The organism is Bifidobacterium sp. ESL0798, from assembly GCF_029395415.1.
Lineage (GTDB): Bacteria > Actinomycetota > Actinomycetes > Actinomycetales > Bifidobacteriaceae > Bifidobacterium.
Genome location: NZ_CP113914.1, coordinates 1,195,545 through 1,217,169 on the forward strand (window position 1 = coordinate 1,195,545; position 21,625 = coordinate 1,217,169).

Below are 21,625 nucleotides of genomic sequence, written 5' to 3' on the forward strand. Positions count from 1 at the left end.
TCGGTTTCTATCCATATCCTAACCGGACAGTGTCTACAAAACGAGCTTACCCCAAAACGAACCCTCAATAACGGGTGTCGGCAATGTGAAAATCCTGAAGCAATCAGTGCATTCATCAAACTTCGAACGATTGATCCATATTTGCAGATATTATTCAATATTTTGTAATATCAAGAAATCTTGAATTTTCATCGATTTCCCTTACTCGATTTTATTTTTGCCTTCATTTCCGATAATACAGAAAGCAAAGTGCAAAACCCAACTGCCAGGCTTGCCGGAAAGAAGGCGAAACAAATGAACCTCAATACATTCGGCGGATTCATCAAAGGCGGCAATTACGATATCCTCATCACCCACGGTAACGCCGTACTGCAAGAGAATGCCAAATTCGACACGCTCGTAGTCAAAGGAATCCTACAGACGTCAACCTGTCAAGGACGTCGAATCGTCATCGACGGAGGAATGCTGAACGCGTCAGGCGAAATCATCGCCGATTCCCTTTCCGGACACGGTAGTGTCTGCGCCCGGCAACGCATCTGTGCACGCAACATCGTGTTCATCGGTAAAATGAAGACAAGTATGCAAATCACCGTCAAGGAGACCATCCAAGTCAACGGAACCATCGACGCCAAATCGTTGACCTCATCGACGGCCAAGCTGATCGGCCATACCGATATCAAAGAATGCACCGAAACTGGCAGACTCGAAACAGTGCCGATACGTACAGCAATGTTCGAACGATTCGGAATGGACGAATATCTCGGGCCCAGCAACATCAAACGCATCGTGGCCACCAATGTAGCACTGTGCGACACCATCTGTCAGAAAATCGATGCCGGTTATGTAACGTTATCGGGCCATGCTCATGTCGAAAAGGTGATATATGACGGAGATTTAAGACTTGACAAGACTTCCAGCGCGACACTCATCGAGCATCGTTGGGCTGAGGACGAGGATGGACGGCTTCAGCGCAAAGTGGCATAAAGCAGATATTCCTCATTGCCATGTGTTCCCCGTATCGGCGAAAGACATGTGGCAACCACCTTGAGCCCGTTGGCTTCAGCACAATCACGAACGGTTTTCAATGCCGCTTCGCGCAGCTTCGAATCTTCCACCACCCCGTTTTTGCCCAGATGCCCCTTGCCAACCTCGAACTGCGGTTTGACCAAGAGCACGATATCCGCTTGTTTTGCGGCGATCTTGGCGATAACCGGAATCACGTAGGTCAATGAAATGAACGACACGTCGGAAACGATTAATGAGGGGTGGTACGGCAAATCCTCGGATGTGACATCGCGGATGTTGACGCCGCTCATTTCGATGACACGCGGATCATCGGCAATACGTGGGTCAAGCTGACCATGCCCTACATCAAGGGCGATGACCTGGTCGGCACCATGGCGCAACAACACGTCGCAAAACCCGCCTGTGGAAGCGCCGATATCCAAACAATGCCGCCCCTTCGGCGACGACAGGCCCACATCGCCGAACCGATCAAAAGCGCCGAGGAGCTTGTAGGCTCCCCGCGAGACATAGTCGTCGCCGGTATCAACCGAAACGTTTGCGGCAACCTCCACCTGCATCGAGGGCTTGTCTGCAAGTCGGCCGTCGACTTGCACTTTTCCGGTTCGAATCAGATGCTGCGCCTGGGTGCGGCTGTGAACGAGGCCCGAAGAGGCCATAAACGTGTCCAAACGCATGATTCAACGCCCTTCGACAATCATGACTGCTGCTGATTCAAATCCTCGTTCAGCGTTGCCAAAACGGCTCGAAACGCTTCGATTTTCTGCTCGTCATCCATGCTGGCAAGCGCTTCGAGCTGCGGGTAACGAGCACGCAGATTCTCACACGAAGCGGAATTCAGGCTTTCAATATCGTCGACATCGCCGGTTCCAGGACTCTGTTCATATCGATCGACCATCTTCGTCTCCTAAAGCCTGAAATCAGGAAGCCGCAATGTAGCAGTATCGACGCCCTCATTGTCTGCCAGATTCCACAAAAGGCTGCAGGCTGCGCGCAATGCATTGATATCGGCGGAATCACTGACCCGGACTTCGTTGCCGACAAGTTGGGCCGACGCGGATTCGCATTCCCATTCGGTTTTCGAAACCTGGACCGGCACCGGCATCGTTTCATGCAAATCGCGTAGATCCAGGGCAATATAGGTTGGACGCAGATGTGGAACGGCCAGCATCAGCTGCTTGGGATCCGCAACGCCGGTAAGCACGACTAGGGAATCATAACCGCCTCGATTGCCCGCCTCGATGTCGGTGTCAAGCCTGTCGCCTATGGCAAGGCAATGGTCCTTGGGCACCAACGTAGAGCCGTCATTCGAGGCCAGAAGCCGCGCTTCGTCATACATGGCAGATTCTGGCTTGCCCGCCGAAGCAATTGGCTCAACACCAGTGGCTGTGACTACGGCGTTGATCAAGGAGCCGCATCCGGGGGCGATGCCTAGCTCACGAGGTAGGGTCAAATCACGGTTGGTTACGAAATACTTTGCACCTCTCTCGATGGCGAAAGCAGCATTGGCAAGTTCATTCCAACCGATCTGCGGATACCAGCCTTGGATGACAGCAACGGGATCGTCTTCGACATGATCGACGATGACGAGACCCTGCTTGTCAAGTTCCTCACGCAAATGGCCGGCACCGACCATGAGCACCTTGGCCCCGCTTGGCACGGCACGTGCCACCATTCGTGCGGCCACAACCGAGGATGTGATGACCTGCCAAGGCTCGACCTCAAGGCCAAAACCGCGAAGCTGTTGCGCCACGGTTTGTTGATAACGGGAGGAGTTGTTGGTGGTGTATTCCACCGTCATACCGGCATGCTGGGCTTTCGCGATCGACTCGCTGGCGTAATCCACAGGGTTTTTGCCCCTGTAGACCACGCCGTCAAGATCGAGCAACGCCAGCTTGTACGCCTGTTCGAGAGGCTGTTCGGTTGCCTTGAGCACTGTCGCCATTACTCCTCTTCGCCGGATCCGTCTTTTTCGTCGGCGGCCTCCTGCTCGACGGCCGGATCTGTGGGGTCTTGCGCACCTGCGGTCGCCTCCTCGACAGGCAACTCGTTTTCATCATCGTCGGCATCCCCTTCGGTTTCAGCCTCATCATCTTCTCCGGCTTCACCTTGGGCTTCCTCATCGGCTTGAGAATCTGCCGACTCATCCGGTTCGCCGGATTCGTCGACGACTTCCATGCTATCGGAGTTCTCCTTGGCCGTCGCCTCAGCGCTTTCCTCGGCTTCCGGGGTTTGCGGGTCGAGGGCAGACTGGGACTGATCGTCGGTATCAGCGTCCGCATCCACTTGTTCGCCTACCTCTTCATCGGATTCGCCCTCCTCATCGGAGACATCTTCATCAGATGCATCGTCTTGAGCATCGTCGGAATCGTCGGAATCCGAATCGCGGTCGTAATCTTCGTCTTCCTCATACGGATCAACGGGTGCATACTGCGCATCGTCCTCGGTGATGCCGAGCTGTTCCATCATATCGTCGGGCAGACGCTCGAGATCGTAGTCGATGACCACTTCTTCGGCATCGATATCGTCATCGTCCATGTCGGCATACTTGTTTTCAAGCTGCTCGATGGTGGTGTCGAGATCGGCGGCTTCATCTCCGCGCCCGGATTCCTCGAGGAAATACTGTTCGGCCTGCAGGGCACGCATACGGTAGGCGCCGGGTAGACCTTTGGTGCTGGCCAGCTTGCTGACCACATCAACGGCCTTGTCCCAAAGCCCCAAATCACCCAACGCTCCGGCGTAGACGAGGAACATCTCGGCCTTTGACTCGCCGGTGAGCTCCTTGGCGTCATCGGACATCGCCATTTCGATGGCGCGCTTGGGATTGCCGAGTCCGCGTTCGCAATCGGCGATGAACGGCAGATAGTCGTTGTAGCCGTTCATGCGATGCGCGGTGCGGAACTCCTTCAAGGCGGTCTTGTAATCGCCCTGACGATAAGCGATGAATGCCAGGGTCTCACGGGAGAAGTCGATGCGGGAGGCCTGGTGAGCGACCCATTCGGCGTGTTCGCGGGCGGCCTTGGGATCGCTTTCCTCAAGCGCGTAGGCGGCAAGAATGTGCAGACCGGTGTTCTCGGCGTGCTCCTTGGAAAGTCCCCTCAGCCGTTCCTTCTCGTCCTTGGAGAGCATCGACCATTCCATGCCTTTGGGCATGCGGGGCTCACCGGGTCGACGATCGGTGTACGGGTTCTGCGACGGGAACGAGACGGTCCCATCGGAATTGCGACGCGGGCCCCTGTGCATGTATTCCTCACGCCCGTCGTTGTGATAACCACCGCGACGATTATCACGGCGATCGTCACGATGGTTGTTATAGCTCTTGTATCCGCCGCGTTCACCGTCACGCCGATCATCTCGGTGGAAGTCCCGACGGCCGTTGCCTCGAGAGTCGTAACCGTTCCTGCGATCATCGTTACGACGGAAATCATGCCTGTCTCCGTCACGGCGATCATTGCCGCGGTACCCGCCGCCGCGCCTATCGTCATCGTGCCCGCGATAGCCACCGGAACGGTAGCCGCCACGACGGTCATCATTGCGATGGAAGTCCCTGCGATCGCCATCGCCACGGTATCCACCACGCCGATCATCATCATGACGGAAACCACCCTTGTGGAAATCACGGCGATCGCCGTCTTTGTGGAAGTCGCGTCTGTCGTCACGACGGAAGTCCCTGCGATCGCCATCACGATGGAAATCACGGTGTCCGCCGCCGTTGCCGCGATAACCGCCACCACGGCGGTCATCATCGTGTCCGCGGTAACCACCGGAACGGTAGCCGCCACGACGGTCATCATTGCGATGGAAGTCCCTGCGATCGCCATCGCCACGGTAGCCGCCGCGTTCACCGTCGCGGTGGAAGTCTCGGCGATCTCCATCACCGTATCCGCGGTGTCCGCCGCTGCGTTCGCCGTCACGTCGATCATCGCGGTGGAAATCGCGGTGTCCGCCACCATTGCCGCGGTAGCCGCCGCGCCGATCGTCATCGTGACCACGGTACCCGCCGTGACCGCCCTTGTGGTAGCCGCCGCCGTGATTATTGCCTCGGAATCCACCGTGGCCTCGATAGCCGCCATCTGAACGGGACGAACCGTGACCGTATGAATTGCCGTCGCGATTGCCGCGCTGTTCTTCTGCCATATGCCTATACCTTTTGTTTGGGTTTGGTTTTCCCGCCTTCAGAATTGAACGGGAATCCTAAATTTTTTTCTGTAATAAATTCTAATCGGCTTGTTCAACGCTTGCTGTCAGCCGAGTTCGACGACCGCTACGGCCTTCTTGCCACGACGAATCAACGCAAAGTGACCGGTAAGAAAATCATCGCCGGTCAATTCCTGATCCTGATCCTCAACACGCGTGTTGTTGATATAGACGCCGCCGGACTTGATGGTCTTGCGCGCCTCGGAAATCGACTTGAAAAGACCCGCCGAGACTGCGGCCTGCGAGATACGCTCGCCGATCACCGCCTTGGCGAAGACTTTTTCGCCTTCCTCGTTTTCGATCTTGAGTCCGTCAATAGAAGATTCGAGCATATCGGAGCCGATGGACTTCAGATCGCCGCCACGACCGAACAAGGCCGATGCCGCATCGATCGCCTCCTGCGTGGTCTTTTCGCCGTGGACGAAGCTGGTGACCTCCCATGCCAACGCCTTCTGCGCCTCACGGGCGCCGGGGTTGACTTGGGCCTCGTGCGCCAGACGCTCGATTTCGGCCTTGGGAAGGAAGGTGAACGCCTTCAGCAGCTTCTCCATCTCTCCGTCTGGCTGGTTGTACCAGAACTGATAGAACTTGTAGGGGCTCAGCATCGTCGCATCGAGCCAAACGGCGTTGCCTTCGGATTTGCCGAACTTCTTGCCTTGGCTGTCGGTGATGATGGGGCTGGTGAACACGTTGACGCTCGCGCCATGCACCTTGCGAATCAGGTCGAGGCCGCTGGTGAGGTTGCCCCACTGATCGGAGCCGCCCAGTTGAAGCGTGCACTCGTATTCGTCGAAAAGATGGAGGAAATCGTTGCCCTGCAGCACCTGGTAGCTGAATTCGGTGAAGGAGATGCCCTCGTCGCTTTTCAGTCTGCGTGCCACCGTGTCCTTGGCGAGCATGGTGCCCATGCGGAAGTTCTTGCCGACGTCACGCAGGAAATCGATGACCGACATCTTGGCGGTCCAGTCATAGTTGGAGACGAAGCGTACCGGATTGTCGCCGTCGGTGACGAGGATCGTGCCGATCTGCTTTTTCAGCCTGCGGGCCCAGCCTTCGACGACATCCTTGGGGTTGAGCGTGCGTTCGCCGCTCTGGCGCGGATCGCCGATCAGTCCGGTGGCACCGCCTACCAGGGCGATGGGATGATGGCCTGCCTCCTGAAGATGCCGCATATTGATCAGCTGCACCAGATTGCCGATATGCAGCGATGCCGCAGTAGGGTCAAAACCGCAATAGTAGGTGATCGGCCCGCCGTTCAACGCTTTGGCGAGCTGATCGCGGTCCGTGGACTGTGAAATCAGCCCTCGCCAGTTCAATTCATCGAAGAGAGAGTCGAATCCCGCTTCCTTGAAATCGGTGACGTGAGCCATAACCGTATTCCCCTATTCTTTTGTGTCAAAACAACCGGAGCCGAATGACTCCTGAACCAATCCATTTTCGCAGATGACAGCGACACCTCAATATCAAGTTCCGTATCAAATTGAATCTGGATATCAATTTATTCGTTATCACAAAGTTGGCGATATTTTATAATATTTTTTATCGCCATCCAATGCGACGATGAACCGACAATCTCTTATTCGGCAGCAAGGTCCTGCACGAATGAAGGGCCGAGCTTGGCGACCACACCTTCGACCATATAGCTATAGCCTTTGGCACTGGGATGGAAATGGTCGGGCGAGAAGAAATCAGACGCATCGGCATGCACATTCTCGTGAATCATATCGACGTATGTGGCGTTATGTTCAGCGCAGACTTCCTTGCTCACAGCAGCCTGTTCGTCCATCTCACGTTCAAGAGCCCGCCGCAGAGCCTTGCCCAGCGACGGCTCATGCTGCATTTGGCCGGGACTCAGAACGACGATATGGTCACTCAACGATTTGGCTTCGTCAAGGACGGCAGAAAGATCGGTACGCCATTCATCAAGCGTTCGGTTGGCCATGATGTCGTTCGAACCCGCACAGAACACCAAAATATCGAACTTTTTGCCGGACTTGAGAACTTCAGGAAGCAGACGGTAGCGGACGCGACGCATGGTGGCTCCAAGTTTGCCGTGGGCTTCCCAGCTGACATCACACCTGAATGTTTGCGCGAATCCTTGCGCAAGATCGGGTATGAGGCCATCCTGTTGGTCTTGCGTACCGCAGGCGGCCACCATGGAATCACCTATCGCGCACATGGTCAAAGGTTTGGCATTGCCGGGAGCTGACTGGTCAAATCTCCGCACACCAAATGGGTCTCCCCGGGAGCCTCAGCCAGATGAATCGTATGCTTTGCCCACATCGCCTGAATGGTCGCTATCGGAGTTCCGATACCCAACGTCATGCCGTCTCACGCCTCTCTGTACTATCGTGCTTTCAGCATGCCATCGTACTCGAAGCGATGTCAAAATATCAAGATTACCGCAATGTGTCTGGTTTCACGTAGGCCGGGCCATCACTGACGGAATCGGCAAACGTCTTGGCTTTTACAGCAATCCGCTTGGCTTCGGCCATCTGCTCGCGTACGCGGACGGGGGCGGTGCCGCCCTTGCCGTTGCGCTGGTCGACGGAACCTTCCACCGAAAGGACTGTGCGCACTTGAGGGGCAACGTCGGAGGAAAGGAAATCCTTGAAGACGTCGACGAAATCAGCATCGCTCAGATCCCACAGCTCGACGCCACGGCCTTCCGCCAATTGGACGCACGCGCCGGAGAGCTCATGCGCGTGACGGAACGGGACACCGCGCTTGACCAGCCATTCGGCGATGTCGGTGGCCAACGCGAAACCGGTGGGCGCCTGGGCTTTGAGCCGGTCAAGGTCGAAGACCATCGTGCGCACCATGCCGGCGAACGCAGGGAGCAGGGTTTCAAGGGTGTCGACTTGGTCGAACACGGCTTCCTTGTCTTCCTGCAGGTCACGGGCGTAGGCTGTCGGCAGTCCTTTGAGCGTGGTCATCAAACCGGTCAGGTCGCCGATAAGACGGCCGGATTTGCCCCGGGTGAGCTCGGCGATGTCAGGGTTCTTCTTTTGGGGCATGATCGAGGAGCCGGTGGAATACGCGTCATCAAGACGGACGAAGGCGAATTCCTGCGTGTTCCAGATGATGATTTCCTCGCTGAGCCTGCTCAGGTCCACGCCGATCATGGCGGCGATGAACGAGAATTCGGCCACCAAGTCCCGGCTGGCGGTGCCGTCGATGGAATTGGCGGTCACGCGCGAGAAGCCAAGTTCGTGAGCAACCGCTTCCGGATCAAGCCCGAGCGTGTTGCCGGCCAGTGCGCCTGAACCGTACGGGCTTTCGTCCATGCGTTTGTCCCAATCGGCAAGTCTGTCGACATCTCGCAGCAGCGGCCAGACATGCGCCATCAACTGATGCGCCAGCAGAACCGGCTGGGCGTGCTGCATGTGCGTGCGCCCCGGCATCACGGCTTCTCCGGCCTGCTCGGCCTGACCGATCAACGCCTCGACCACGCCGAGTACCAGACCAGAGACCGTACGTGCGTGGCGACGCAACCACATACGAATAAGGCAGGCGATCTGGTCGTTGCGCGAACGTCCGGCACGCAGCTTGCCGCCGAGCTCGTCCCCCGCGATCTCGAGCAGCCCGCGTTCCAACGCGGTAGCCTCGTCCTCGTCATCCTCGACAGGAGCGAACTCCCCCGAATCCACCAGCTGTTGCAATTTGTTCAGGGCGTCTTCCATCCGCTTGAGCTCATCGGCACTCAGCAACCCAGCCTTGCCAAGAGCCCTGGCATGCGCCCGCGATCCGGCGATGTCGTCATCGGCCAGCCGCCAATCAAACTGTGTCGACTTGGAAAGCCGCGCCAGCTCCGGCGAAGGCCCGGACTTGAACCGTCCGCCCCACAGCGCCAGATGCTCATTCTCTTTATTCTTCTGCTCCGTCATCGTACAATTCCCTTCGTTGTGCAAACAACAACTTTTAAATGAAAACTAACTGTGCGGAGGTCTGGGGATATACGTTGTTCCGGACGCTCCTTGGCTGTGCCGTTAAGCAGCGAGTCCACAGAGCTTCGTTCTTAACGGCTCAGCCCGGAGCTTTAAAACAATATATCCATAATCCTTTTGACCAATGAATACCCATTGAAAAACATAAGTCAAAGGAGGGGTCGGGATATGCGATGCGCGACCGTAAAGACTTGGCCTGAGCGGCCCGGAGCGTGTCGAGCATTGTATATCCTGACCCCTCCCCCACAGTTAGTAGGCTGAAATATTAGGATTGTTATACATTACTTTCAATAACAGAATCTAATTATTCGACGGAGTTGTCCGGCACTTCGATGCCGTTGCCGAATTTCACGTCGCGAGCGGCGGCCACCTTGTCGGGCAGGCCGTAGATCGAAATGAATCCGTTGGAGGCGTTCTGATCGTAGGTGTCGCCGGAATCGTAGGTGGCCAGCTTGTAGTCGTAAAGGGAGGTTTCGCTGCGACGGCCCGTGACCACGGCACGTCCGCCATGCATAATCATGCGAATCTCGCCGGAAACGTAGCGCTGCGTATCTTCGATGAAAGCGTTCAAGGAGCGGACCGCCGGTGAGAACCATTGCGCGTCGTAGACCAGCTCGGCCCAGCGCTTGTCGATGTCACGCTTGATGCGATGCTGCTCGCGTTCCAGGCAGCAGTTCTCGAGTTCTTCGTGCGCGGCAATCAGCGCGACGGCACCCGGTGCTTCGTAGAGCTCACGGGACTTGATGCCGACCAGACGATCCTCGATGATGTCGATACGACCGATGCCCTGAGCCCCGGCGCGACTGTTCATCTGCTCGATGGCCTGCAGCGGCGTGACGTCCTTGCCGTCGATCTTCACGGGCACGCCCTGCTTGAATTCGATGACGACCTCGTCCTCAACCGGCGGGAATGCCGGGTCGTCGGTGTAGGTATAGCAGTCCTTGGTCGGGCCGTTCCACGGATCCTCGAGGAATCCGGTCTCGATGGCGCGGCCCCAGACGTTCTGATCGATGGAATACGGGCTCTTCTCGGTCTGGGTGATTGGCAGCTTGTGGTCCTTGGCGAATTGGATTTCCACGTCACGCGTCAGCGACAGGTCACGAATCGGGCTGATCGCCTTGAGGTTCGGGTCGATCGAGGCGATGGAGACTTCGAAGCGCACCTGGTCGTTGCCTTTGCCGGTGCAGCCGTGCGAGATGGTGTCGGCGCCGAACTGGTGGGCAGCACGTACGAGATGCTTGGAGATCAGCGGGCGCGAAATGGCGGAGACCAGTGGATAGGCGCCTTCGTACTTGGCGTTGGCCTTCAGCGCCAGCATGCAGTATTCGCTGGCGAACTCCTCGCGAGCATCGACCACGTAGGCCTCTACCGCCCCGCAAGCCAAGGCACGCTGGCGGATGGTCTCCAGACTTTCTCCGCCCTGCCCGACATCGAGGGAAACGGCGACGACATCCTTGCCGGTGCGCTCCTTCAGATACGGAATGGCGACGGAAGTATCGAGACCTCCGGAATATGCGAGTACGATGCGGTTCTTATCGCTCATGACAGCCCTTTCTTCAAAGCTTTGTATATCTATATATACACTCTATTGTATATATATGCAATTCGCGAATGTTAATTGTCCACAATTTGGAATGCTGCCGAACCACTCGCCAACATTCGCGCAAACGCTGCCTTTCGTATAATTACCTCTGCAATAAATCCGTCTGCGGGGAAAATCATATTTTTACGGCTATTTTTTGATTAATTTTGTATCAGTATCCAACGCACAACAAGAATCACGACTTAGCCTCAAATTGAGTCTTCAGCTCGACAGGAATGAGAGGACAGCCGTCCGGGATCAATCAAGCACCAATACGTTGTCCCCGTGAGACGATATCAAGCAGCCATTGAACACGGCCCGCTGCCGCTTCGTCATTGCTGCAAACCAACAGCACCGTATCGTCACCGGCTACCGTGCCGAGAATTCCGTCGATGGGTTGCTTGTCGATGACACTGGCCATGTACTGCGCGGCTCCGGAGGGGGTGTGCACAATCACCAGATTGCGGGCGGCTGCGGCCGAGGTGATCAAACCCGAAAGGCCACGGGAAAGCTGCTGATCGATTTTTTCGGCGGTAGCGTCATCGAACTCGGGCTCGACGCCCAGCGTATACGCCATTTCTCCGGTTTTCAGCCGTGTTTTCACCGCCTTCATCTCATCAAGATCACGGCTCAACGTGGCTTGGGTGACGTCGATGCCGCGATCGGCAAGCAAGCCCAGCAGCTGGCCTTGCGAGGAAACCACCGAATTGGAAAGGATTTCCTGGATGACGCTCAGCCGGGCCGTCCTGTTTGTCGGATGTTGGAGCTTGGTCTCGTTATTTTGCTCTTTCCCGTTTTTTGAAGTTCCGGCAGAATCGGCCGAATCATGATTGATGTCGGCGGTAATGTCGCTATCCTCAGTATCGTTCATTTCAGCATTTCCTTATCATCTCGAAGCTTTCCCATCAACCAAGTCAGCAAAGCCTTTTGCGCATGCAGCCTGTTTTCGGCCTCGTCCCATACCACCGATTGCGGTCCGTCAATGACGCTCGCCGTGACCTCTTTGCCGCGGTACGCCGGCAGACAATGCTGGAACAGCGCGTCGGGCTTGGCGAACTTCATCAGCTCATCGTTGACCTGATAGTCCCAGAACGGCTTGGAACGCACGGCATATTCGCTTTCCTCGCCCATAGAGACCCAAGTATCGGTGAATATGCAGTCAGCATCGGCCACCGCTTCGCGCGGATCCGTGGTCACCAGGATCGAGCCGCCGTTCGAGGCTGCTATACGTTCGGCGTCCTCCACGATCTGCGGGTCGGGCAGGAATCCCTGGGGGCCGGCCACACGCACGTTCATGCCGGCGGTCGCTCCTCCAAGCAGATAGGAGTTGGACATGTTGTTCGCCGCGTCGCCCAAGTAGGCTATGGTCTGGCCGGCAAGAGCGTCGACTCCCCCACGATGCTGCGCCATGGTGAGGAAATCCGCAAGAATCTGGCAGGGATGGAACTGGTCGGTCAGGGCATTGACGACAGGGACGGTGGAATACTTCGCCATCGCCTCCACCCGGTCCTGACCGAAAGTACGCCAGACGATGGCGCTGGTCATGCGGGTGAGCACACGCGCGGTATCGGCCACCGGTTCACCCCGGCCAAGCTGGGAGCCGGACTTGTCGATGACCAACGGATAGCCGCCAAGCTCGGCGACACCGACGGAGAAACTGGAACGTGTACGGGTGCTGGGCTTGTCGAAAATGACGGCGACACCCTGCGGGCCGGCAAACGGACGATGATAATAACGGTCTTTGAAAAACTTCATACCCAGTTGAAGTATTTGCTTCTGTTCGTCGTGATTGACATCATCATCACGAAGCATATGCCGAAGTTGACCCGTCATAACCATCTCCTTGTGCTGAGTTGACTATTAAAATATACCGCATAAACCAAGAATATAACATTTCTATCCGCATATTGGCATATATACTGAGAAATTACCTAAATCTAACTATTTTGCCGTATTCCTCTGGAATCGCAGATTCGGTCAAGACATATAAAGCGATTCCGAATGAAACAAAATATCCCGGAAATTCACAGGCCACCATGAATTGAACTCAATCATCAGGCAAATCGAATGGCATCTTGGAAAGGATCGATACGGCCTGATCCACATCGTCGCTGCTGACAATCAATGGCGGCGCAAGACGCAAGGCGTCTGGAGCAACAGCATTGATGATCAACCCGCGGTCCAGCGCCCAGTTCATGGCGGCGTGCGAACAAGGATGCGCAAGTTGGATGGCGTTGAGCAGTCCACGTCCACGAACGGAGACAAATAACGGATTGCCAGAAGACACAATGGCCTCACGCAACTGCTTGCCACGGGCCTCGGCATTGGCCACCAGATCCTCTTCTTCAATCACCTGCAAAGTCGTCAATCCGGCTGTGCTTGCCAACGGTCCACCGGCGAACGTCGAACCATGCAGTCCCGGTGAAAACAGGGACGCCAAGGGTTTGCCGAACGCAATCATGCCGCCCATCGGGAAACCTCCCGCCACACCTTTGGCAAAGGTGACGATATCGGGGGTGATGCTGCCTGAAAGATCGTCACGCTGGAAGGCGAACCACTTGCCGGTACGCCCGATACCGGTCTGCACCTCGTCGATGATCATCAGCGCCTGGTTCTTGTTGCAAAGCTCGCGTACCCCCTTAACGTACGCCGGATCAAGCGGTCGTACACCAGCTTCGCCCTGAATGAGCTCGAGCATCACCCCTGCCACCGGACCGACACCGTCCTGGCCCGTCTGGTCGAATGCGGCCTGCATCGCGTCAAGGTTTCCCGCTTCGACAAACTGCACCGCAGGAAGCAGAGGATTGTATGGTTCGCGGATGGAAAGTTTCCAAGTGGCGCTCAAGGCTCCCATCGTGCGGCCGTGGAACCCCTTGGTCAAGGCAAGGATTCGTGCAGGCGCACCGCCATGTTCCGGGTCACCGCCTGGTAGCGTCTTGCCATATAGTTTGGCCATCTTCATCGCGGCTTCGTTGCCTTCGGCACCGGAATTGCCGAAGTAGACACGCGAGCCTTCTGGGGCACCAGAGATTTCGAGCAGTTTTTCGGCCAGTCTGACCTGCGGAACCGAAGCGAAGTAATTGCTGATATGCGCGACTTTGCCGGCCTGGGAACGTAACGCACGAACCCATTTGGGATGGGCATAGCCCAAGGAATTGACCGCAATGCCTGCAAGAAAATCAAGGTATTCGTTACCGTCCACGTCCCAGACATGCATGCCCTCGCCGTGGTCCATAACACGCAACGGCGTACCGAAGGCGTGGGTATGCGCGTTCTCGTATCGCGTGATCCATTGTTCGCTTTGTGAGCCGATTGGCGTTGTAGCGGCCTCGAAACCGATGTTGGAATTGCCGGATAGCGCTGTACGTTGATTGCTGTTGTCCATCTTGGTTGCTTTCTGAATTTGTTCGTCTTATTTGCTTGTCTTGTATGCCTTGCAGCAGCACTGCGTGAGTAACGGTGAGTATCTGCATCAAACAGAAACGGCACCATGCAGGACTCCTACTGATTTCGAGGCATCCGTACGGGCCGAAACATGCGGAATCGGCTTTCCGCGGTTGATGCAGCCGCTACTCAGCTTCGTCGCAGTTTCATGGCGTTCCCCGGCACGACCATGGTGCCGATGCCGGCGCTGGTGAACACCTCGTTGAGAATCGAATGCGGCTGACGGCCATCGATGATATGCGCCCTCGGCACGCCCCCATCCAGCGCCCGAATGCAGGCACGCATTTTAGGCACCATGCCGCTTTGCAATGTCGGCAACACCTCACGCAGCCTGTCGACGCCGATTGAGCTGATCAGCGAGTTCTTGTCGGGCCAATCGGCATAGAGTCCGTCAACGTCTGTCAGGATGACCAGCTTTCTTGCGTGCACCGCCACCGCAAGTGCAGCCGCCGCAGAATCCGCATTGACATTGAACACTTGCGTGGGGTCGTCGGCGTTGGGAGCAATCGATGAGACCACGGGAATCCGGTTCTGCGCGATAAGATTCTCAACCGCGGAAGGATCGACCTCGGTGACTTCCCCGACCAAGCCGATGTCGGTTTGCTTCCCGTCGATGACCGGGCGATACCGTTTCGCCCCGAACAGCGATCCGTCTTCTCCCGAAAGGCCTACCGCGTGCGGGCCGTGGGCGTTGATCAGCCCGATCAGCTCGCGCGAAACGGAACCGGTGAGGATCATCCGTACGACCCGCATGATTTCGGGTGTGGTGACGCGCAACCCGGCCTTGAAATGAGATTCGATGCCAAGTTCTTCAAGCATGCTCGAAATCTGCGGGCCACCACCATGGACGACGATGGGGTGCATGCCGACCTGGCGCAGAAAGACCATGTCCTGGGCGAAGCAACGCTTGAGATGCTCGTCGACCATGGCGTTGCCGCCGTATTTGACGACGATGCGTTGACCGGCGAATTCTTCCAGCCATGGCAGGGCCTCGATCAGCACCTCGGCTTTCTGTTCGTCTTTGAGATCGTTGTGAACATCGAATGCACCTTCATCGGTTTTTGCACCCTCTTCAACCGAATTTGTCGATTGCTGGGTTTCTTCGGCTTCGTTTGTAGCCATTTTATCCTTCATTCGCTGTCTTTCATCCGTCTTCCATCGAAGCCTTTCTTGGGCTCGATGGTTGCGGTTATTTGAAATGAATTGAACGGTTTCCTTGATGTTCGACCAATTTCATGATTCGTAGTCCGCATTGATATGCACGTATTCATGGGTCAGGTCGTCGGTCCATACGCTCGCGCTTTGCGAACCGTGATTGAGGTCGATATCGATATCGACCTCTCTGGCTTCCATCTTGACTTGGGAACGGTCGATGCCGGCACCGGCGTGCTCGCAGACACGCACGCCGTTGATATCCACCGTGACAGCCTCTGGCTCATAGGCTGCGACATCCGCCGGAACAGTGCCGAGCGTGCTGACGATACGTCCCCAGTTCGGATCGTTGCCATAGATGGCGCACTTCAGAAGGTTCGAGCCGGCAACCGCACGGGCACAGGCCAACGCAGCGTCTTCGGTTTCCGCTCCGTTTACCGTTATTTTGATGTCGTGGCTGGAGCCTTCTCCGTCGCCGATAATCTGATGCGCCAAGCTGGCACAGGCGTCATGGATCATCCCTGCAAATTCCTGCGGCTCAGGTGTGACGCCAGAAGCCCCGGAAGCGAGCAACAGCACCGTATCGTTGGTGGACATGCAGCCATCGACGTCGATGCGATTGAATGATTTCTCTGTGGCAGTGGCGAGAACCCCTTGCAATTGGGCAGCATCAACCATGGCGTCGGTGGTTATCACACAAAGCATCGTAGCCAGCTGAGGCGCAATCATTCCCGAACCCTTGACCATGCCACCCACACGATAACCGGTGCCTTGCAGTTTCACTGTTTTCGGTTTCGTATCGGTGGTCATGATGGCCGTGGACGCATCGATACCGGCTTGTTCAGTGTCGCATAGCGTCGAAGCCGCTTTGTCAACGCCGGCCAGCACGTGATCCAACGGCAATAGTTCGCCGATGAGACCTGTCGAGCAAACCGCGATGTCGTCAGGCGCGACCACGTTTTCGCCGCTAAGGACCTCGGCGACCTTGGCCGCCGTGTCTGCACTCTGTTTGAGCCCTGCCTCGCCGGTGCAGGCGTTGGCTCCGCCGGAATTGAGCACTACGGCCTTGATATGTCCGTTGGCAATGGCCTTGCGCGACCATTGCACCGGGGCCGCACTAAAACGATTCGAGGTAAAGACCCCGGCCGCGGCATCAAGCGGCCCGTTGTTGACCACCAGCGCCAAATCAAGTTTCTCTTTGTTCGACGAAATATCGGTGTTGACCCCGGAAGCCGAAAAACCTTTTGCAAATGTCACGCTCATGGCGCCACCCCTATCGTTGTCAGTCCTTGGTCTTCTGGAAGTCCGAGCGCAATGTTCAAAGATTGCACCGCCTGACCGGCCGTGCCGCGATTGAGATTATCGATGGCCGCAAAACCGTACAGACGTTTTGCCTTTCTGTCGACGGCGATTTGGACCTGTGCCTCGTTGGATCCCAGCACGTCTGCCGTGGCCGGCATGTCGCCAGGGTCCAAAAGCTCGATGAATCGCTGCCCCTGATAGACCTCAGAGAACACCTCGCGTATGTTTTCGTCACTCATAGCCTCACCCTTGTCGCTCAGCTTGGCCGAAACGACCGCGAGGATTCCACGAGCCATCGGAACCAGCATCGGGGTAAAACCGACGACGATATTATTACCATGAGACTGATCAGCAAAGCCCAAACCGTTACGGTCATCATTTGAAAGCGCTGCTGCTGCGTGCTTAAGATTCTGCACAATCTCCGGAATATGTCGGTGAACGCCACCTACCGAATACGGCGTAGCCGAACCGAGCGCTTCGGCAGCCAGCAGATTCGGACGTTTGAGATTCTTTCCAGCCCCTGAATATCCGACAGCAAGATCCGCCTCAATGTCATCGGGTTGCACAAGCCCCGCAGCCAAAGCCGGTTGGAACGCGAGGGTGACCGCAGTGACGTTGCATCCTGGACCCGCGATCAACGACGCACCTTGCAATTTTTCACGTTGGCGCCGGTATCCGCCATCGGCACCTTTGCCGACAATCAGCTCAGGCATGCCGTAGACCCACGGCTGATGGAAATCGCCGCCATAGTACTGCGCCCACGCATCTCTTGATTCAAGCCTGTGGTCGGCTCCCAAATCAACGATCGCGCAATTGGCGTGGAGCTTTTCGGCCAAGGCTCCCGATACCCCATGCGGCAAGGCAAGAACGATAATGTCGTGCCCGTTGAGCACTTCAGGTGTGGTAGGTCGGATGACCATATCCTTTAGCGATGGGATATGCGGCATATGTCGACCGAGTTTGTCGCCAGCAGAAGACTCGCCGGTCACCGTGGTCACTTCGAACGCGGGATGCGCTGCAAGAATACGTAGCATCTCCCCTCCGGCATATCCGCTGGCACCAGCCACCGCCACCGTGTATGTGCTCATGAACATCACCTTTCCTCAAGATGATGCCAAGATTACATATATTCAGTACTATGTATAGTTATGCATCCAAATAATGGACACAGTTTATCACAATTTATTGTCTTCAACAAACTCTGATCAAACGTATATCTGCCAAAGCTCCTAGTCCAGCAGAATTGGAACCACTAGACATATCATTTGCTCAATGCATAAAATCCGTATATAAATATATAAAAGTCCTCGGTCACTCTCGTGAACAAGGACTTTGCAAAACCAGGAATGCGTTAAGGCTCAACCGTGAATAACACGGCCTAAGATTTAGGCACTTACAGAACCATCATTACCGGAACCACCTGAGCCGGAACCATATTGATTCAGCAGCTGCTGCGAGAGATCGTTGATGTTGATACCCTTGTAAATCAGCCAGAATTCAAAGACTGTAGCGATGACCCCAAGCACCATGCATACGGTCGCCACCCAGAAGCCTTTCATATGGTACTTTCTGGTACGCCACATGGAAAGTGCGCCCGTGATGGCGGGCAGGAAGGTAATCGGCAGGAACAACAGGATAACGGAAGCGATCGCCATCGGATCCCAGTGCCCCAGGTAGGGGTTCTGGACCGGATCGTTCATATCGACGCCATTGTGCATGTCCGGTCGGTATCCCGGTGTTCCGGGGCCACCCGGCATGACCGGACCATTATTGTATGGCTGAGGATTGTTGTACGGCTGCCCATAGAAATTGTTCGGATTGCTACCATAGCCTCCCGGCACCTGACCTGGACCGCCATAGGGGGCATTCCCTCGATCGCCTTGGTAGCCTCCCATGCCGTTGCCATAGCCACTGCCCATTTGCGAGTTGCCCTGACCGCTCTGAACATTCATCTGGTTGCTGGGTTGATTCTGGCTTTGTGGCTTCTTCTCGGGCTCGCCATAGACATAGGGATTATATTGCGGAGGGAATTGGCTGGCCATCGCCCCGTACTCGGGGACTTTCATCTGTCCGTATTGTGGTTGAGCCGGCTTTGTGTCGTCGGAAGCGGAAACCACATTCGAAACATCCGTACCCGCATTCGTACCCGGCGTGACTTGCGAATCCTCGGGTGATGGATGGTCCGGAACCTGACCCGTAGGAGCGGCATTGGCCGGTGGATCCTGGCGATCCGTGCCGTTCGTATTGAACGGGTTTTGAGATTCATTCATGATGCACTCCAAAATCAGGCAGATATCGACGGAGTCTGCGAACCTATTGAGTGCGCAGACTCCGCATCGTTCAATTCCCAAGATATCTTGGAACTGACTGTTCAGGCACGCAGTTGCGCACCGATCGTTTCCGCTTTATCGACAATAGCCTTGCGGATGGCCTCGGTGTCGCTGCTGGTCAGCGTCTTATCCGGAGAGCGGAAAGTAACCGCATAGGCAAGCGACTTCTGATGCTCACCCAGCTGGTCGCCGGAGAACACATCGAACAGCTCGATGGACTCAAGATCGTCGCCTGCGGCCTCAACGATCACCTGCTGCAATTGTGCGGCGGTGACTGTATCAGGTACCGTGAAGGCGAGATCCTGCTTGACCGGAGGGAACGTCGAAATGGGCTTGGCCTGTACCGGCTTGCCGCTCAACGTGGCGAAGAGCGCGGTCAGGTTGAGCTCGAAGGCCGCGGAATGCTCCGGGAAGCCGAGCGCCGCGTTGACATGCGGATGCAGCTCACCCACCATACCGACAAATGTGTCACCGACCATGACCTTGGCGGCACGACCCGGATGCCATTGCATCGGCACATCCTGCGGTTCCGGCTGCACGAGGGAGACCTTGGCTCCCAGACGGTCAGCCACGCGGTTCATCGCCTCGAGGGCATCGCTGTAGTCGACATCGCGCCTTTCACCGAGCCAACCGGTTTCCACGGCCTTGCCGGTCAGGATCGCGGCGACGTGCAACGGCTGCTCCGGCAGACCGGCATCAAGCGCCTTGAGTTCTTCTTCGCTCGGGCGCTGTCCACCAGGCAGAGCCGGGATGGCCGGAGCATTCGGATCCCAAAGATAGACGTGACCAATCTCGTAAAGCGAGATGTTTTCAAGGCCACGACGCAGGTTGCGCTGCACGGTCTGTGCCAGTGTCGGCAGAACGGTGCGACGCAGGTACGGGCGGTCGCCGGCAAGAGGGTTGGCGACCTCGACGCTTACCGGCTTGATTTCCTCGGCATCGTAACCGAACGCCTTGAAGTCGGCGTCACCGACGAACGGGTAGCTCAGCGTCTCCACCAAACCGTATTCGGCCAGCTCGTTGGCCACGTCACGCTGGCGCTGCTGGTCCGGGGTCAGTCCGACCTCGCCCTCGACCGGAGCGGGAGGCATGGTGATCGGAATCTCGTCGTAGCCGACGAGACGCGCGATCTCCTCGACCAAATCGCACGGCATGGTGAGGTCCGGACGCCAGGTCGGAGGTACTACGGAAATGTGGCCTTGCTCCTTGCCGTCGCTGACCTTGCAGCCGATGTCTTCGAGAATCTCGCGGATGCGCTGGTCCGAGGTGTCGAGCCCGGTGAGGCGCTTGGTCTCGGTGAACTTGAAATCGATGGCCTCACGCGGTTGCGTGTGGTCGACGTCGATCGGAGTGCCGCTCGGCGTGCCCTTGCCATACTTGGCCATCAGTTCGGCGGCCATCTGCGCGGCAGCAGGTTGCAGAGCATAGTCCACACCGCGCTCGTAGCGCTTGGATGCCTCTGACGGGGTCTTGTGACGGCGTGCGGAGCGGGCGATGGTGACCTGGTCGAAATGCGCGGATTCCAGAAGAATGTTCTTGGTCTCGGCTGTGACCTCTCCGTAAAGGCCGCCCATCACGCCGGCGAGTCCAAGAATCCTCGAGCTGCGCTTGCCATCGGGCGAATCCGTGATCAGGAGGTCTTCAACGCTCAGGTCGTGCTTCTTGCCGTCGAGCGTAGTCAGGGTCTCGCCCTTGTTGGCGCGCCGAACGACAATAGGCCCGCAGATCTTGTCAAGGTCGTAGGCGTGCATCGGCTGGCCCAGGTCCATCATCACATAATTGGTGACGTCCACCGCCAGTGAAATCGAACGCATGCCGGCGCGGATCAAGCGACGACGCATCCAGTTGGGCGTCGGGCTCGCCGGGTCGAAATTACGCACCGTGCGCGCATAGTAGCGATCGCAGCCGGGGACGCCGTGAATCGGGTTGTTGTCTTCGATCTCGACGGCGATGTCGGCTTTGTCGGCCTCGACGCCCTTAGGCGCCTTGTCGTTCAACTCGATGGCCGGATCCGTGTAAGCAGCACCGGTTGAATGATGGTATTCACGGGCCACACCACGATAGGACAGCGTGTATCCGCGGTCGGGGGTGATATTGATCTCCAGCACTGGCTGATCGAGATGCAGCACATGCATCAGGTCGTCACCGGGCTTGAGAGCTTCTGCCTCCTCCGCGCTGAATCCATAATCGTTGAGCAGAATGATGCCGCTGTGGTCGCTGCCCAAGCCTAACTCACGCTCCGAGGCGCACATACCGTTAGAGATGTGGCCGTAGGTCTTGCGAGGCTCAATCTTGAAATCGCCGGGCAACACCGCTCCCGGCAACGTGACGACGACCTTCTCGCCGGCGGCCATGTTCGGCGCGCCGCAGACGATGCCGCGCGGCACCTTGTTGCCGTTCTCGTCGGTGTCGTTGTACTTGTCGCCGACATCGACATGGCACCAGTTGATGGTCTTGCCGTTCTTCTGCGGTTCCGGCGTGGCATCGACCACGTAGCCGACCACGATCGGGCCGGTGACGTTCGAGGAATGGATCTCCTCTTCCTCGAGGCCGACATGAACCAGATCCTTGGCGAGCTGCTCGTACGTCAGACCGGCCGGAACCTCGACATGCTCCTTGAGCCAGTCAATATCTACCATTGGCATTGT

The 21,625-nt window shown here is 56.8% G+C and carries 16 protein-coding genes and 1 pseudogene; 1 reads left to right on the forward strand and 16 read right to left on the reverse strand.

Annotated features, from left to right (window positions below):
• The first annotated feature begins 294 nt into the window (after positions 1-294).
• Positions 295-984: a hypothetical protein gene (locus OZX74_RS05130; protein WP_277155914.1), complete on the forward strand. Its 690-nt coding sequence runs from the start codon at positions 295-297 to the stop codon at positions 982-984.
• On the opposite strand, the gene OZX74_RS05135 is transcribed toward OZX74_RS05130, so the two are convergent.
• The 16 genes and pseudogenes from OZX74_RS05135 to pheT all read right to left on the reverse strand — a co-directional run bounded on the left by OZX74_RS05135 (position 966) and on the right by pheT (position 21,622).
• Positions 966-1,700: a TlyA family RNA methyltransferase gene (locus OZX74_RS05135; RefSeq protein WP_277155915.1), complete on the reverse strand. Its 735-nt coding sequence runs from the start codon at positions 1,698-1,700 to the stop codon at positions 966-968. The genes OZX74_RS05130 and OZX74_RS05135 overlap by 19 nt on opposite strands.
• Positions 1,701-1,720: 20 nt before the next feature.
• The gene (locus OZX74_RS05140; RefSeq protein WP_277155916.1) at positions 1,721-1,921 is read right to left on the reverse strand and encodes a hypothetical protein; all 201 of its coding nucleotides are present in this window, start codon (positions 1,919-1,921) and stop codon (positions 1,721-1,723) included.
• A 9-nt stretch (positions 1,922-1,930) separates the two neighbouring features.
• The gene (locus OZX74_RS05145) at positions 1,931-2,968 is read right to left on the reverse strand and encodes an HAD-IIA family hydrolase (protein WP_277155917.1); all 1,038 of its coding nucleotides are present in this window, start codon (positions 2,966-2,968) and stop codon (positions 1,931-1,933) included.
• Between the two features lie 470 nt (positions 2,969-3,438).
• Positions 3,439-5,160, reverse strand: a pseudogene (locus OZX74_RS05150) (helicase); the annotation flags it as partial.
• Positions 5,161-5,267: 107 nt separating this feature from the next.
• Complete coding sequence (gene tyrS / locus OZX74_RS05155; protein WP_277155918.1) at positions 5,268-6,590, reverse strand: tyrosine--tRNA ligase; 1,323 nt, start codon at positions 6,588-6,590, stop codon at positions 5,268-5,270.
• A 206-nt stretch (positions 6,591-6,796) separates the two neighbouring features.
• Positions 6,797-7,447 (reverse strand): GDSL-type esterase/lipase family protein, encoded by a 651-nt coding sequence (locus OZX74_RS05160; RefSeq protein WP_277155919.1) that lies wholly within the window; start codon positions 7,445-7,447, stop codon positions 6,797-6,799.
• A 172-nt stretch (positions 7,448-7,619) separates the two neighbouring features.
• Entirely contained in the window at positions 7,620-9,107 is a 1,488-nt protein-coding gene (gene argH, locus OZX74_RS05165; protein WP_277155920.1) for an argininosuccinate lyase, read from the reverse strand.
• Between the two features lie 364 nt (positions 9,108-9,471).
• Positions 9,472-10,710 (reverse strand): argininosuccinate synthase, encoded by a 1,239-nt coding sequence (locus tag OZX74_RS05170; RefSeq protein WP_277155921.1) that lies wholly within the window; start codon positions 10,708-10,710, stop codon positions 9,472-9,474.
• Between the two features lie 301 nt (positions 10,711-11,011).
• On the reverse strand, positions 11,012-11,620 hold the full coding sequence (argR, locus tag OZX74_RS05175; protein WP_277155922.1) for an arginine repressor: 609 nt from the start codon (positions 11,618-11,620) through the stop codon (positions 11,012-11,014).
• Positions 11,617-12,582: an ornithine carbamoyltransferase gene (gene argF, locus OZX74_RS05180; RefSeq protein ID WP_277155923.1), complete on the reverse strand. Its 966-nt coding sequence runs from the start codon at positions 12,580-12,582 to the stop codon at positions 11,617-11,619. The genes argR and argF overlap by 4 nt, the downstream gene beginning before the upstream one ends.
• 214 nt (positions 12,583-12,796) lie before the next feature.
• Positions 12,797-14,134: an acetylornithine transaminase gene (locus OZX74_RS05185; protein WP_277155924.1), complete on the reverse strand. Its 1,338-nt coding sequence runs from the start codon at positions 14,132-14,134 to the stop codon at positions 12,797-12,799.
• Positions 14,135-14,322: 188 nt separating this feature from the next.
• Entirely contained in the window at positions 14,323-15,315 is a 993-nt protein-coding gene (argB, locus tag OZX74_RS05190) for an acetylglutamate kinase (RefSeq protein ID WP_277155925.1), read from the reverse strand.
• A 111-nt stretch (positions 15,316-15,426) separates the two neighbouring features.
• Positions 15,427-16,608 (reverse strand): bifunctional glutamate N-acetyltransferase/amino-acid acetyltransferase ArgJ, encoded by a 1,182-nt coding sequence (gene argJ / locus OZX74_RS05195; RefSeq protein ID WP_277155926.1) that lies wholly within the window; start codon positions 16,606-16,608, stop codon positions 15,427-15,429.
• Positions 16,605-17,735, reverse strand: coding sequence for an N-acetyl-gamma-glutamyl-phosphate reductase (gene argC / locus OZX74_RS05200; RefSeq protein WP_277155927.1), 1,131 nt, complete (start codon positions 17,733-17,735; stop codon positions 16,605-16,607). Before argC ends, argJ begins: the two co-directional genes overlap by 4 nt.
• Positions 17,736-18,032: 297 nt before the next feature.
• Positions 18,033-18,917 carry a hypothetical protein gene (locus OZX74_RS05205; RefSeq protein ID WP_277155928.1) on the reverse strand — a complete coding sequence of 295 codons (885 nt, stop codon included), beginning with the start codon at positions 18,915-18,917 and terminating at the stop codon, positions 18,033-18,035.
• 101 nt (positions 18,918-19,018) lie between these two features.
• Entirely contained in the window at positions 19,019-21,622 is a 2,604-nt protein-coding gene (gene pheT, locus OZX74_RS05210; protein ID WP_277155929.1) for a phenylalanine--tRNA ligase subunit beta, read from the reverse strand.
• Between the last annotated feature and the right edge of the window lie 3 nt (positions 21,623-21,625).